Raw genomic sequence first — 15,373 nt, forward strand, 5'->3', positions numbered from 1 at the left:
TTCCTAATTGTACAGTCGTTTTTAGCTTGTTGTAAGCTGCAAACGGGAGGGAAGACTTTTTGTTGCTCGAACTAAGGCATCGATAATGCCCGCCTCACAAGCAGAGTGACCTGCGTCACGGATAATATTTAATTCTGAATTTGGCCACATTCCATGTAGTTCCCAAGCGTTATCTAGCGTGCACACAATATCATAACGTCCGTGAACAATAATCCCAGGTATTTCAGAGATGTGGTGCATGTTGCGCATAATTTGATTGGGCTCTAAGAAACAATTATTTAAAAAATAATGGCATTCTATTAGGGCAAAGCTTAAAGCATGATGCGGATTTTTCATGAGTTCAAGTACTTGCTTGTTCGGCTCTAGTGTGGCGCAGTGGCCTTCCCAGCTCGACCATGTTTTTGCTGCAGACATTCGTGTTACTTCGTCAGTGCCCGTTAGCATTTCATAGTACGCCAAAAGAGGATTGTTTCTGAGGTTATCAGGCACAATGCTCAAAAACTCTTCCCAATAGTCGGGGAAAATTTTATTTGCGCCATGACCCTCAAAAAGCCACTGTACATCCGTGTTACGATTTAAGAAGATGCCTCGCAAGACCATTCCAAGCACTTTTTCTGGAAAGCTTTGTGCATACACCAGGCTCAATGTGGACCCCCAGGATCCTCCAAAAAGAACCCATTTATCTATTTTGAGTTGTTGTCGGATTCGCTCCATATCTTGTACTAAAGCGTGAGTGTTGTTTCCTTTAAGTTCTTTGTGCGGCGTAGAACGGCCACATCCGCGTTGATCAAACAGTATCACTCGATAAATATTGGGATCAAAAAAGCGACGCTGGTCTTCAGTGCAACCGCTCCCCGGACCACCATGAACGAAGAGAATAGGAATGCCGTCAGGATTACCGCATTCTTCAACATATAATTCATGAGGGGGGTCAACAGGTAAGGTAAATTGATGGTAAGGCTTAATAGGGGGATATAAAGTCAGCATATTTACGATAAACTCCTGTCACGCTCTAAAAAAATAATGGGTCATTATAATCCATATTTGGTGAATTCAACATGGTAAAGGATGTATTTATGAAACGTTGTAATTGGTGTGCTGAAGATCCCCTCTACATTAAATACCATGATGAAGATTGGGGTGTTCCTGTCTATGACGATGGAAAATTGTTTGAAATGCTTATTCTGGAAGGAATGCAAGCCGGATTGAGTTGGATCACTATTCTTCGCAGAAGAGAGAACTTCTACAACACATTTGATAAGTTTGACCCCAAGAAAATTGCAAAATATGACGATAATAAATTAAATCAAATATTGCAAAATCCAGGGATTATTCGCAATCGACTCAAAGTTTTTGCCGTTAGACAAAACGCTGTGGCATTCCTTAATACTCAAAAAGAATTTTCTGGATTCAAACATTATCTTTGGAGTTTTGTGAACGAAAAGCCACAACACAACGCTTGGAAGAATTTTAAAGATATTCCTACTACGACCGAAATTTCTGACGCATTATCCAAAGACCTGAAAAAAAGAGGGTTTTCGTTTGTTGGATCCACTATTTGTTATGCATATATGCAGGCAGTAGGCTTAGTCAACGATCATTTAATGACCTGTTTTCGCTACAAACAATTACGCACTAAAAGTAGCCTGGATGCAGCAAAGCGAAATCCGGGTCGTTGATACTCTTTACTAAGGAAAGAACTCTAGCGGAAGAACTCTCCAACAACCTGGATTTCGCTTTGCTGCATCCAGGCTACGTCTATTGAAGAGCTTGAAGCGATATTTCATTTTAAAGAGTCATAGCATTATCTTTGGGAGTTTTGTGAACGAAGAGGCGCGACACAACGTATAAGAGCTTTAAAGCGATATTTCATTTAAAAGATTTACTATATCTGTTAATTTAGCCAGTTATATTAATTAATTCCTACTGCAAAGATGGAACAAAGTCATTGGCGTCAACAGCATGAATAACATAAGAAACTTTTCGATTATAGCGCATATCGATCATGGTAAATCTACGGTAGCAGACCGCTTCATCCAAATTTGTGGCGGGTTAACAGAGCGTGAGATGAGTGCTCAAGTGCTTGATAGTATGGATATTGAGCGAGAGCGTGGTATCACTATCAAAGCGCAAAGTGTTACCTTACATTTTACCGCTCAAGATGGACAAGTTTATCAGCTCAATTTCATCGATACCCCTGGCCATGTCGATTTTGCTTATGAGGTTTCACGTTCCCTCGCGGCTTGCGAAGGCGCCCTCTTGGTGGTGGATGCGGCGCAAGGGGTAGAGGCCCAAACGGTTGCAGTCTGTTATATGGCAATTGAGCAAGGTTTAGAAGTATTGCCGGTATTAAACAAAATCGATCTACCTCAATCTGACCCAGAGCGTGTAATTAATGAAATTGAAGAAATTATTGGCATTGAAGCCAAGGACGCCGTGAGAATTTCTGCAAAGACAGGATTTCACGTGAAAGAGCTGCTACAACAATTAGTAGAAAAGATCCCAGCGCCTAAAGGTGATCGAGATGCTCAACTCCAAGCATTAATTATCGATTCATGGTTTGATAGTTATCTTGGTGTTATTTCATTGGTACGAGTAATGCAAGGAACGCTCAAAAAAGGCGATAAGATGCACGTCATGTCAACGGGCAAGGCACATATTGTTGACCAAGTCGGTATTTTTACTCCCAAACGTCATGAGCAAGAAACATTAAAGGCGGGGGAGGTAGGGTACGTCGTTGCTGGCATCAAAGAAATTAACGGGGCGCCAGTGGGTGATACCTTAACCCTCGCACATAATCCTTCTAAAGATCCCTTGCCGGGGTTCCAAAAAATTAAGCCGCAAGTGTTTGCGGGATTATTCCCCATTAGTTCAGATGATTACGAGGCATTTCGTGAGGCACTTGCCAAATTAAGATTAAACGATGCCGCACTTTTTTATGAACCTGAAGCCTCAGAAGCACTTGGATTTGGTTTTCGTTGCGGCTTCTTAGGTATGTTGCATATGGAAATTGTGCAAGAACGATTGGAGCGAGAATATAATTTAGATCTCATTACTACGGCACCCACCGTTGTCTATGAAATAGTAACTAAAAAAAATGAAGTGTTACATATTGATAATCCTGCTTCATTACCACCACCGAATGACATTCTTGAAATGCGCGAGCCCATCGTCGAAGCGCATATCCTCGTTCCCCAGCAGTATTTGGGCAATGTTATTAAGCTGTGTATTGAAAGGCGCGGTTTCCAAAAGAAAATTCTTTATTTAGGAAATCAAGTAACACTTACTTATGAGCTCCCCATGAACGAAGTGGTATTAGATTTCTTTGATCGATTGAAATCTGTCAGCCGTGGTTATGCATCGCTGGATTATTCATTTAATCATTTTAGAGCGTCAGATCTAGTCCAGCTGGATATTCTTATTAATGGATTAAAAGTAGATGCCCTCGCCTCTATTGTGCATCGCGATAAAGCCTTTCAACGAGGCAGAGATTTGACTGAGCGATTGCGTGAAATTATTCCACGTCAGATGTTTGAAGTTGCACTACAAGCGGCAATTGGTGCCCACATTATTGCTCGCTCAAGCGTTAAGGCGTTACGCAAAAATGTGACAGCGAAATGTTACGGTGGAGATATCTCTCGTAAACGTAAACTTTTGGAAAAACAAAAAGCAGGTAAAAAGAGAATGAAACAGATAGGGAGAGTTGAAATTCCCCAGGAAGCATTCTTAGCAATTCTAAAAGTAGACAAAGACAGTTAAAATGTGACTATTTAATTCCGCCCTGCGAACATCACAGGGCGGGGTCTAAATTAAAGATTCGCCGCTAGGGTTGAATAATATTGAGTAAATTATTGAGGATAGAGCATGCCGATTAATATCGATTTTCCATTTATATTAACCATGTTAGTGGTTATTACGGGTCTTATCGCATTAGCAGATACGCTTTTTTTCGCCAAAAGGCGGACCAATGAAGCGGCAATGCCTAAAATTATTGAGTTTTCTAAATCCTTTTTCCCTGCCTTATTATTAGTGTGGATTATTCGATCATTTATTATCCAACCGTATCGGGTACCTACCGGTTCATTAGAGCCTACCGTGCTTCCTGGAGATTTTATCGCAGTCAAACAGTTTTCTTATGGGCTGAGAGTTCCGGTTATTAATCAGAAAATCTTTGGAGTAGGCGAGCCTAAACGAGGGGATATTGCTTTATTTCATTGGCCAGTGGATACCAGTAAATTATTTGTAAAACGTGTTATCGGTTTGCCGGGTGATCATATTGTTTACAAAAATAAGACACTTACTATTAATGGACAAGAAATGTCTCAAGAGTATTTGGGTAAGGGCAAAGATATAGAGCAAGATGGTTTGACATCCGAAGTTGATCATAAAATTGAAAATCTTGCGGGGATAAAGCATAACATTTTTGTTAAACCTGAAGTGAGTGATCCTGTAGATGTCGATATTGTAGTGCCAGACAACCATTATTTTATGATGGGCGATAATCGTGATGATAGCGACGACAGTCGATCATGGGGTTTTGTACCTGAAACATTTTTAATCGGTAAAGCGTTTGGTATCTGGATGAGTTGGGATGCACAAGATCATCATGTGCGATGGAATCGCATAGGTAAGGCTGTGAAGTAATGCGTTCTGCTGACCAATTAATGCGCAAATTAAATTATGAATTCAAGCACAAGGACTTATTATTGGCTGCGTTGACGCATCGGAGTGTCAGAAGCGAAAATAATGAACGTCTTGAGTTTTTAGGTGATTCTTTACTTAATTTCATCATTGCAGAACAACTCTACCGTAACTTTACGTCTGCAAAAGAGGGTGATTTGAGCCGTTTGCGCGCTACACTGGTAAAAGGCGAAACCCTTGCAGAGATTGCTCAGGAGTTCGAATTGGGAGATTTTCTACGCTTGGGTCCAGGCGAATTAAAAAGCGGAGGCTTTTTACGTAAATCAATTTTAGCGGATGCATTTGAAGCAATAATTGGCGCTATTTATCTCGATTCTAATTACGAAACGTGTCAAGGGCGCGTCTTAAGTTGGTTTGAATCACGTATCAATGAGATTCATCTTTCAATACAAAAAGATCCTAAAACGCGCTTGCAGGAATATCTCCAAGCCAAGCATCTTCCCTTGCCCTGCTATGAAATTCTGGCAATTGAGGGAGAAGCGCATGCACAATTATTTCATATAGAGTGCCGCGTGTCTGGTTTGGCATATGTCACAAGTAGTATTGGTCCTAGTCGTCGCAAAGCGGAGCAGCTTGCTGCAGAAAAATTTTTAGAATTATTGAGAATTTAGCGAGAATGTATGAATAAAGTTTCACGTTGTGGTTATGTTGCAATTATTGGTCGTCCTAATGTGGGTAAATCAACATTGTTAAATCATATTCTCGGTCAAAAAATATGTATCACTTCACGCAAACCTCAAACCACTCGGCATCGCATTTTGGGTATAAAGACAGAGGGTGAAATACAAACCGTTTATGTCGATACGCCAGGGCTACATCAAGAAGCAAAAAAAGCATTAAATCGTTATATGAACAAAGCAGCGAGTGCTGCGATTCATGATGTGGATGTAATTGTTTTTATCGTTGAAGCGCTCAAATGGCAAGCCGATGATGAATGGATTTTGCAAAAGTTAAAACACGTTCAAAGTCCGGTCATCTTGGTTATCAATAAAGTGGATAAAATTGCAGATAAACAAATGCTGCTACCCTTTATAGAGGAACTGAGTAATAAGTTTAAATTTAATTATATTTTACCTATGTCTGCATTAAAAAATAATAATGTGATTGAATTAGAAAATTTGGTAAATTCCTTCCTGCCTGAAAACCCGCATTTTTTCCCTGATGATCAAGTCACCGATGCCAGTGAGCGTTTTTTAGCCTCAGAAATTATTCGCGAAAAATTAATGCGCAGTTTAGGTCAAGAATTACCTTATGCTTTAACGGTCCAAATTGAGCAGTTTAAAGAAGAAAAAAAAATGTACCGTATTGGCGCAATTATATGGGTGGAGAAATTAAGTCAGAAAGCCATTGTGATTGGAGCCGAGGGAGGCGTGCTCAAAAAAGTAGGCACGCGAGCGCGCAAAGAAATGGAGCTGCTTTTTGAAACCAAAATATTTTTACAGCTTTGGGTGAAAGTAAAAGAAAGTTGGTCAGATAGTGATCGCGCGCTGCAAAGCTTAGGCTATAGGAGCGAAAGCGATTAAGATAGTTCTGGAGCCTGCCTTTGTACTACATGCAAAACCCTATCGTGAAACTAGCCTGCTGGTTGATTTTTTTACGTTGAATCATGGCCTCATTTCTGCTATCGCTCGGAGCGCTCGTGGAATGCAATCTCGCTTTAAAGGGTGCTTAGTCCCTTTTTCCCCTTTGGTAATAAGTGGTATAGCAAAAACCGAATTGGTGCAAATTACAGCCGCGGAAGCAACTAATGCAGCGTATTTTATTCAAGGCCAAAACTTATTTAATTGTATTTATTTAAATGAGCTGTTAATAAAACTGTTACATCGATACGATCCTTATCCGAATTTATTTGATTATTATCAAAAAGCCCTTGAGCGGTTACAAAATCAAAATGAAGAGCCTCAAAAAATATTACGGTTTTTTGAAAAACAGCTTTTAGCTGAGTTAGGCTACGGTTTGAATTTAACGCAAGAAGTGACTGGCAAAGCAGTGCTTCCTAACCAATTTTATCGGTATCATATTGAGGAAGGAATTGTTGCTTGCGGCAATATCCACCCGGAAAACACGACATTTCGCGGCAGCGATTTAATAGCCATCGAGAAAAATAATTTTGAAACCAGTGAAATTTTGAAAGCCGCAAGGCGGCTGATGCGTTTAGTATTGGGAGGTTTATTAGGTAATAAACATCTTAAAAGTAGAGAGCTTTTTTCTTAACTTTACGCCGAGTTCACAACTGATTCGCTTCGTAATTAAATTATTTATGTTTTTACCATGAAAAAATGTGAGCAACAATAATTTATCAATTGGTTATTTCAGAAAGCAGGTGATTTAATCATGTTAAACTTAACAGAAGAAATAGAAAATAGTAATAATACCACTCTTCCGAATTCCGGCTATGCAAATGAGGGCCCACCCCTAGAACAAGAGGTGGAAGAATTTGCCAGATTCCTTAATGAGAACCACCACCCGCGGAACACCCTGCGTGACATAAAAAAATTCTTCAAGATGCTTAATGGAAAAGATTTTGCCAGCGCTCAAAGATTATGGAAAAACAATACTCAGCTGATCAAGTTTTTTAATTGGGAACTAAAGTTCAGGCTGTATAAGGAAGAAGATGTAAGATCCTTTTTAACCTATGGATTTAGATATAGGCTAGATCACATCATTGAGGATCTCTTTATTTCAGAGAAATATATTGTTGGCACTGATGCGGAAAAAATATGCATTATCTACCGCATACTGTGGTCTCGAAATAGATTGGCTATCGAGATATTGGTACATAAACAAATGGGCAATCAATCGATACTGTGCTGGTTTATTAATGCCCGCGCTGAAAAAGTGATGGCGATTAAGACAATTTTAAGTTGCCATTGTGCATTAGCTATTCAACATTTAGCTCAGCTTATGATTTTGCAGGAGGATACAGAGCCTCAATTGGCGCTCCATTGGTTTGTGAGTGCACATACAAATAAAATAACCCCCATCAAATCAATTTTAGCCAGTGGGAGTCCCGCTGCTATTCAATGCATGGCTAGCATGACAATACAGGATGAAAATAATATTTTTCAGTTTGCCATTAATTGGTACGTAAATGTGCACCCCAATACTAAGTTGGCGATTGAAAGTATTTTAGCGTCACGATGTCTTCTTGCCATTGAACATCTGAATAATATTTTTATTCTGGATGCCAGCAAAGAAATACAACCAGCACTTAGATGGTATTTATCGTCTGCCCGAGATTGTGAAGATGAGAAAACCAAACGAATTAGCAAAGTGATAGAGTTTAAATCTCAAGAATTCATTTATGCTGTATTAAAAGCACTATATGAAGATTATCCTAATTTTTTTAACGTCACCCTGAAAGGAAAAATAAAGATTAAATACTTGCGTGATCTCTTGAGCGATTTTGAAAGTGGCAGTCAATATGTATCTGCTCTTGAAAGTGATGCTGAATTTGTTCGCGCGCCTGCGGATACCGTCCAGTCTAAAAATATGCCTACCCCTGCTACTCAAGAGTCGGGGTTTTCTCAATGGCAAGAACTGGAAGCATTAGTATCAGATGAATTAAGTCATAACACTCATGTGAAGGTAATTCATGATGATATTTCAATTCATCCTGACCCTGCATTATTCGATGAATCACTCGTTTTATCTGCAAATTTTTTCACCAATTCCTTGCAAACATTATTAACTATTTCCATCAAACCCGATTTTCATGAATTTGAAAAAGCTGAAGTAAGTCTCGTCCCCACGCGTTCACAAAATAATTATTATCAAGATCGATATAATAAAAATTTTTTCTTCCAGCCGTTGCACGAAACTATTAGCTGTAATAATCAAGTTACTATAAATCCTGATGCTCCTTCAATTGATTTTAATTAAAATTTTGAATGTAACTACTTGCCCCTAGAAGCGGACGTCCGCTTCTAGGGGCAAGTAGTTACCATAATATTTGCTAACGAATGTAATATAAATGGTAAGTTATGCATTAATTGCATTTCTAATATTAGGATTTGGATGAGGCAGCTTTGCATTAATTATATCTATGGTGCAAATGCATACAGATAAGCAGTCCCAAAGTGAGCTTATTCTTTAGCGTGGAAAGTTAATTAGGCAATAATTTCGCGGGAGGAGGGTGAATGACCCCTGCGCAAGCGAGTTATAAATACCATTATCATATATTGTCACCGGAAAAAATTTAATATATAGTTTGCCTAGTTTTTAAAAACTAGGACTTGATTATGAAACAAGTACCGCATTATTTAATTATTGGCAATGGCCGTGTAGCCAAACATATTGCGCATTATTTTACTTTATTAAAAATCACGTTTGCTAAATGGTGTAGAAAAGATCCTACAGACCAGCTTATAACGCTCCTTCCTCAAGCTTCCCACATATTAATCTTAATTGATGACCGAGCTATAGATAAATTTATTGCACAACACTTACAAAAAGCAAATAGTATTCTTGTTCATTTTTCCGGTAGTTTAACGAGTAAATTTGCTTATGGTGCTCATCCATTAACTAGTTTCAATGATGGTTTATATGATCTTGAAACGTATATGTCTATTCCTTTTATAATTGATCATGATGCGCCAGATTTTGGAAATTTATTGCCCAATTTATCAAATCTAAATCTGCGTTTGAATACATCATTAAAATCGAAATATCATGCTTTATGCGTGTTAAGCGGCAATTTCAGTGTTATTTTATGGCAAAAATTTTTCCGCAACTTGAGCGATGAATTTAATATTCCGATTTCATTATCACAGATTTATCTGACACAAATCACACAAAATCTTATTGCCAATCCTGAAAATGCATTAACGGGTCCCCTTGTTCGTCACGATTATGAAACGATTAATAATAATTTAGCTTCTCTCAAAGACGATCCATTTCAAGAGGTCTATCAAACTTTCGTAACTTGTTATGACAAAATTACAATGAAGGAGGCCATATGAGAGTTGAAAATTTTTATGCTAAAAAAGAAGCGAATTCCAAAATAAGCATGGTGACCTGTTATGATTATTCCAGCGCACGTATTTTATCAAACACTTCTATTGATTGCTTGCTCGTAGGGGATTCTCTCGCCATGACCATGCATGGTTTTAAAGACACACTCTCTACCACTTTAGAGATGATGGTTCTACATACCGCGGCTGTCAAACGAGGAGCGAATAACAAATTTATTGTTAGCGATCTTCCCTTTCTTAGCTACCGTAAATCACTTAGCAATAGCGTCTCGTCTGTACAACATTTAATCTGTGCAGGCGCAAACGCAGTCAAATTAGAAGGGGCGTCGGGCAACTTAAAGCTTATTAAACACTTAGTTGATTCCGGCATCCCCGTTATGGGACATATTGGTTTAACTCCGCAACACGTACTAAAAATGGGGTACAAAGTTCAGGGGAGGACACAAGAAAGTAGGCAGCAGATCCAGGATGAAGCATTACTGCTCCAAGAAGCGGGTTGCTTTGCACTTGTACTAGAGTGCATACCAAGTCAACTTGCCAAAGAAATAACTGAACAAGTTTCTATTGCTACTATAGGCATTGGAGCAGGTCCGCATCCTAATGGTCAAGTACTTGTTTTTCAAGATTTACTCGGGCTCAACATAGATTTCACCCCTTCGTTTGTTAAAAAATTCACTGATGGAGAGCAGCATATCAAGGATGGAGTGAATTCCTATATTCAATCTATTAATAGAGGAGAATTTCCCCTACATGAAGATCATTGTTGCGCTTAATGAATGGCAAGAAATTCGGGCATCGCTTAAAAACAAACGTGTTGGCTTTGTTCCGACGATGGGAAACTTACATCAAGGTCACATGAGTCTCTGTGCGAGCTCACAAATGAACAATGATGTTACCGCGGTTAGTATTTTTGTTAATCCTACCCAGTTTAATCAAACACAGGATTTTGAGCACTATCCGCGCACGTTAGAGGCAGATATAACTAAGCTTTCTTCACATAACATTGATTACTTATTGGTGCCTTCTTCGACAGAAATCTATAATGATAATTATGAAATACAACTTACTGAAAACAATATAAGCCTAGAATTAGAGGGTCAATTTCGTCCAAATCATTTTGCTGGCATGTTAACTGTCGTACTAAAACTGCTACATTTAGTGCAGCCGAGTAACGCTTATTTCGGTGAGAAGGACTTTCAGCAGTTGTTATTAATAAAGAAAATGGTTGCTAGTTTATTTATTCCCACTCAAATAATCGCTTGTCCCACTATAAGAGCAGAAGATGGATTAGCACTTAGTTCGCGCAACTCTAAACTCACTGCTGTGCAACGTAAGAAAGCAGCTAGTTTGTATCAGTCACTTAACAGCACTAATTCTACCGATATAATTATAAAACAACTTACCCAGTTGGGGTTTAAAGTGGATTATATCGTTGAGAAGTGGCAAAGACGTTTAGGCGCTGTTTGGCTGGATAACGTTAGGTTGATCGACAACGTTGAATTATGGTAACTACTCGCCCCTAGAGCGTCCTAGCCAACGAATCACTTTGGGTGCGAGTAGATACGAATTATGATGCAATTAACAATATTTAATGTGGCACTTACAAGAGAGTAAAAAATGTTATTGTGTATGGATGTTGGAAATACTTTAATCAATGCGGGTGTCTATCATCAAGAACAGCTCGTTTGTCACTTTCAATATTCTACCCCGCTTCTGGGTACAGCTGATCAATTTTATATTTTTTTATTTCAATACTTGCAAACAAAAAATATTGCTATTGATGATATTACGGGTGTTGCTATGTGCTCGGTTGTTCCCAGTTTTGAGAGTATCTTAAAACAGGCATTCGCGGTTTTTAATGTAGACATATTTATGTTGCAAGCCGGAGTGAAAACAGGCCTTAATATAAAGTACAAACATCCTCAAGATGTAGGCGCCGACAAAATCGCAAATGCGATAGGTGCTGTACAAGTGTTTCCTAACAAAAATTTAATTATTGTTGATATGAGCACTGCTACCAGTATCTGTGCTATTAACAAAAATAAAATATATCTGGGGGGCACTATTTTACCGGGTATTCAAATATCAATGGAATCATTAAAAAATAAAGCAGCCAAATTAATAGAGGTAGACATAGGCAAAGCTTCATCCTACTTAGGCGCAAATATAAAGGAAAGCATTCAAGCCGGACTTTATTATGGTCAGCTTGGTGGTATAAAAGAAATTGTTAATGGCATGCAATCTCAGGTATTCAACGATGAAGAAATTATTATCATAGGCACGGGCAGCTTCTCAAATTTGTATACAAATGAAACATTATTTGCTCTCCACCTGCCTCACCTCGCGCTCGACGGTTTAAAAATCGCTTATAGTTATTCTGTTGAATAATTAATTGATGGTGAGCCTCTGTATTAAAATTATGAAGAAATTTACACATTTTTCGATGAAAGTAATTATAAAAACTCGCAGGCAAGTGAGTCTTAGAAAAATAACATTTCTTTTTTGCCGCTCTCATACCATTTTAATGCACACCCTTGGTGTTCCCATGCGCCCAATACAATCCGTTCAGTGGGTTTGTGATCGAGCATAGTCTTGAAAACACTGGCCTTGTGGATGTGACCATGGACCATAAGTTGTGCGGGGGTCGTTGAAAAAATGTGATCGATAGTTTCAGGAACCACATCTAAGTAATCGGGGACTATCGAATGATGACCTCGACTCGATTGACGTAGACTATCGCCAATTTTTTTTCGAACCCTTAAAGGTAGGCTTAAAAATAATGCGCGGAGCAAAAGGTTATTCGTGAGCTTACGGAACTTCATATGCTTAAGATCAAGTGAGCACAGCGAGTCGCCATGCAATAAAATAACATCTTCGCCATAGACTTGAGCGATGCTATGTTCAGCTAGAATCTTGCAGCCTGTTTGTTTAGCAAAGCGTTTGCCGATTAAAAAATCACGGTTGCCGCGCATAAAATAGACAGGAATATTTTTTTCAGTTAACGATTTCAGCCGCCTTTTTATGGTGGAGATATACGGTGTCTCGTGATCATCGCCTATCCACAGCTCGAAAAAATCACCCAAAATATACACGGCCTCTGCCTGAGGGGCATGATTATCCATAAACTGATTGAACAGTTGGGTGCTTAACGTATGTTTTTCATCCAGATGGAGGTCTGCAATAAATAAGGTATGTCGCATATTTCACTTAAAATGGTAATGAGGATCTAACGTTCCAATCTGTAACCTAAAAAGTTACAATACTCTCCTAATAATAACTAAATCCTAGCGAAAGGTGAATTAATGGTCAATATGAAAGCAAAATCGCGGTTTTGCCCAAGTCCAACAGGTTATGTTCATCTCGGCAATGCCCGCACTGCATTATTTAATGCATTACTTGCCAAGCAAAAAGAAGGCATTTTTTTGCTTCGTATTGAAGATACCGATGTCACCCGCTCCAAAAAGGAATATGAAGAAGCATTAGAGCTCGATCTAAACTGGCTCGGGTTATGTTGGGACGAAGGCCCACATAAAGATTTAAATCATGGGCCCTATTGCCAGTCTGAGCGTCAAGAAGTCTATGATCATTATTACACATTGCTAGAACAGCAAGAAAAAGCCTACCCTTGTTTTTGCACCGAAGAAGAATTAGCGTTGATGCGCAAGGTGCAGCGTGCTTCTGGCCGGCCTCCTCGTTATGCAGGCACTTGTTTGGGTCTTTCCCAAGAGAAAATACAAGAAAAAATGACGGCGGGCATGAAGCCTACATTACGTTTCCATGTGCCTAATGACTGTACCATTGAGTTTGATGATGCAGTAAGAGGGTTGCAGCGATTTAGCGGAAGCGATATCGGTGATTTTATTATACGACGTGCTGACGGTACATCTCCCTTCATGTTTTGCAATGCCATTGATGATGCCTTAATGGAAGTGACGTATGCGTTGAGAGGGGAGGATCACCTCACTAATACCCCGCGACAAGTGTTAATTTTACAAGCATTGCAGCTTCCAATTCCCACTTACGGACATATTTCGTTAATTGTGGGGGACGATGGCAGCCCGTTATCTAAAAGGCATGGCAGTCGCAGTATTCGTGAATTACGTGAGTCAGGGTTTTTCCCTGAAGCCGTTAATAATTACATGGCTCGATTAGGCCATTATTATGAAAATGATACCTATATGTCGCTCGACGAATTAGCGGGCCAATTTAAATTAACCAATTTAGGTAAATCGCCTGCTCGTTTTGACTATCAACAATTACTACGTTGGCAACAAGAAGCTATTTCACGCAAGCAAAGTGACGCTTTGTGGGAATGGATGAGTGAGAGCACTCGACACCTCGTGCCTGAAGCCAAACGCGAAATGTTCATTACAACAATCAAGTCAAATATCACCTTTCCAGAGGATGCAGAAAAATATGCATTAATTTTCTTTTCCAGCGATAAACGAATGCTGCTGGAAGAACAGAAGAAAATATTGCAAGAAGCAGGTCCAAATTTTTTCCGAGTAGCAATTGATGCTGTTGAAGATCAGGGGCAGAATTTTAGAGCCATCAGTGAATATCTGCAGGAAAGATTGCAAGTGAAGGGCAAGGGGCTATTTCAGCCGCTGCGTATTGCGTTGACAGGTGAACTGCATGGACCCGAAATGGCTGCTATTTTTAGAATATTGCCGGTGAGTGAGATTATTACCAGATTGAATTTGGCACAGCAGAATATGGCGAATTAATCATTAATTTAAAAAATCGAGTTAGGGAATTTCATAAGCCCAAAAATCATGAATAGCGGTAATTTCATAGCCGCATTGTTCATAAAGTTTTATTGCGCTGGTATTGTCGCCTTCAACATCCAAATAAATTCGGTTAATTTTTTTTTGCTGTAGCATTTCCATTATTTTCAAGACCATTGCGGTAGCAAATTTTTTGCGTCGATGCACGGGTAAAATACAAAGATCATGTATGTAGGCATGATTTTTATCATCAAAACGTAAGTGAACTTTGCCAATTTTTTCGCCCTCACTTAAGGCAACATACACTTTGCGATTTTTTTCATTCATACTGTTGACGAAACGAAATATCATCTTATCGAGAGAACTGTTAAAACAAATGGCATCCATTTGTGCGAGATCTACAATATCATCATGCGTAAATTCACGAAGTTCAAGAGACGGTAAATTCGGAAATTGCACGGGTTTTTGGGAGACCATTTCATATTCGGAATGTGAAAAAGTAGTGTTAAGTTTTTTCACAATTTGCATCGCAATCTCAGCTTCTCGATTACAAATTATCAAACATTTTTTAAAATTTCTTTTTGTCAGTTCTGCGAAAACTTCTGATAACAAACTTTTAAAATGGCCTTGTTGGCGATGCTTTGGGTGAACTATGGCAGATAACTCTACTTCATCTTCTTTAAAGGCAAATACGCCGATATAAGCAGCTAAATTACCCTCAATATACAACAAGAAATCGTCATACTCAGGAAGCTTTCTATCTTCCAAAATATTCCAGTAAAGTTTGGTTTTAAACCCATCGATATTATGCGAAATAATAGAGAGATTTTTAATTTCTTTTAATTCATTTTTCGAAAGTTTTGTTGTTTTAATTAAATATTTTCGAATCATTCATAAGGCTCAGGGGTTATTGCTTCCGATTTAGGTTCTAATGGGAGTATAGTATATGTGCATTTATTCAGCGGTTCTAAA

Annotated in this window: 15 protein-coding genes; 12 read left to right on the top strand and 3 right to left on the bottom strand. The window is 38.9% G+C overall.

The features are described 5' to 3' along the window. Positions 1-21: 21 nt before the first annotated feature. Positions 22-987, bottom strand: a complete 966-nt coding sequence (gene pip / locus H0U71_04510) for a prolyl aminopeptidase (GenBank protein ID MBA2654315.1) — start codon at positions 985-987, stop codon at positions 22-24. 89 nt (positions 988-1,076) lie between these two features. Between pip and H0U71_04515 the strand changes: the two genes are divergently transcribed. The 11 genes from H0U71_04515 (at position 1,077) to H0U71_04565 (ending at position 12,062) form a co-directional block, all read left to right on the top strand. Then, on the top strand, positions 1,077-1,679 hold the full coding sequence (locus H0U71_04515) for a DNA-3-methyladenine glycosylase I (protein MBA2654316.1): 603 nt from the start codon (positions 1,077-1,079) through the stop codon (positions 1,677-1,679). A 283-nt stretch (positions 1,680-1,962) separates the two neighbouring features. Continuing rightward, positions 1,963-3,759 (top strand): elongation factor 4, encoded by a 1,797-nt coding sequence (lepA, locus tag H0U71_04520; GenBank protein ID MBA2654317.1) that lies wholly within the window; start codon positions 1,963-1,965, stop codon positions 3,757-3,759. Between the two features lie 111 nt (positions 3,760-3,870). After that, the gene (gene lepB / locus H0U71_04525; GenBank protein MBA2654318.1) at positions 3,871-4,644 is read left to right on the top strand and encodes a signal peptidase I; all 774 of its coding nucleotides are present in this window, start codon (positions 3,871-3,873) and stop codon (positions 4,642-4,644) included. Beyond that, a complete protein-coding gene (gene rnc, locus H0U71_04530; GenBank protein ID MBA2654319.1) occupies positions 4,644-5,312 on the top strand; it encodes a ribonuclease III in 669 nt (222 codons plus the stop codon). Before lepB ends, rnc begins: the two co-directional genes overlap by 1 nt. A gap of 9 nt (positions 5,313-5,321) precedes the next feature. Then, positions 5,322-6,224: a GTPase Era gene (gene era / locus H0U71_04535; protein ID MBA2654320.1), complete on the top strand. Its 903-nt coding sequence runs from the start codon at positions 5,322-5,324 to the stop codon at positions 6,222-6,224. After that, the gene (gene recO / locus H0U71_04540; protein MBA2654321.1) at positions 6,205-6,915 is read left to right on the top strand and encodes a DNA repair protein RecO; all 711 of its coding nucleotides are present in this window, start codon (positions 6,205-6,207) and stop codon (positions 6,913-6,915) included. Before era ends, recO begins: the two co-directional genes overlap by 20 nt. Positions 6,916-7,035: 120 nt before the next feature. Continuing rightward, the gene (locus H0U71_04545; protein MBA2654322.1) at positions 7,036-8,583 is read left to right on the top strand and encodes a hypothetical protein; all 1,548 of its coding nucleotides are present in this window, start codon (positions 7,036-7,038) and stop codon (positions 8,581-8,583) included. Positions 8,584-8,942: 359 nt separating this feature from the next. After that, a complete protein-coding gene (locus H0U71_04550; GenBank protein MBA2654323.1) occupies positions 8,943-9,662 on the top strand; it encodes a DUF2520 domain-containing protein in 720 nt (239 codons plus the stop codon). Further along, entirely contained in the window at positions 9,659-10,447 is a 789-nt protein-coding gene (gene panB, locus H0U71_04555) for a 3-methyl-2-oxobutanoate hydroxymethyltransferase (protein ID MBA2654324.1), read from the top strand. The genes H0U71_04550 and panB overlap by 4 nt, the downstream gene beginning before the upstream one ends. Next, positions 10,425-11,183: a pantoate--beta-alanine ligase gene (gene panC / locus H0U71_04560; GenBank protein ID MBA2654325.1), complete on the top strand. Its 759-nt coding sequence runs from the start codon at positions 10,425-10,427 to the stop codon at positions 11,181-11,183. Before panB ends, panC begins: the two co-directional genes overlap by 23 nt. A 108-nt stretch (positions 11,184-11,291) precedes the next feature. Then, a complete protein-coding gene (locus H0U71_04565; protein ID MBA2654326.1) occupies positions 11,292-12,062 on the top strand; it encodes a type III pantothenate kinase in 771 nt (256 codons plus the stop codon). A gap of 92 nt (positions 12,063-12,154) precedes the next feature. Here the strand turns inward: H0U71_04565 and H0U71_04570 are convergent, their stop codons facing one another. Continuing rightward, positions 12,155-12,874 (bottom strand): UDP-2,3-diacylglucosamine diphosphatase, encoded by a 720-nt coding sequence (locus H0U71_04570; GenBank protein MBA2654327.1) that lies wholly within the window; start codon positions 12,872-12,874, stop codon positions 12,155-12,157. Between the two features lie 111 nt (positions 12,875-12,985). On the opposite strand from H0U71_04570, the gene H0U71_04575 reads away from it, so the two are divergent. Beyond that, a complete protein-coding gene (locus H0U71_04575) occupies positions 12,986-14,401 on the top strand; it encodes a glutamate--tRNA ligase (protein ID MBA2654328.1) in 1,416 nt (471 codons plus the stop codon). Positions 14,402-14,422: 21 nt separating this feature from the next. Here the strand turns inward: H0U71_04575 and H0U71_04580 are convergent, their stop codons facing one another. Further along, complete coding sequence (locus H0U71_04580; protein MBA2654329.1) at positions 14,423-15,292, bottom strand: GNAT family N-acetyltransferase; 870 nt, start codon at positions 15,290-15,292, stop codon at positions 14,423-14,425. Between the last annotated feature and the right edge of the window lie 81 nt (positions 15,293-15,373).

This window comes from Gammaproteobacteria bacterium, from assembly GCA_013697705.1.
Classification (GTDB): domain Bacteria; phylum Pseudomonadota; class Gammaproteobacteria; order UBA6002; family UBA6002; genus UBA6002.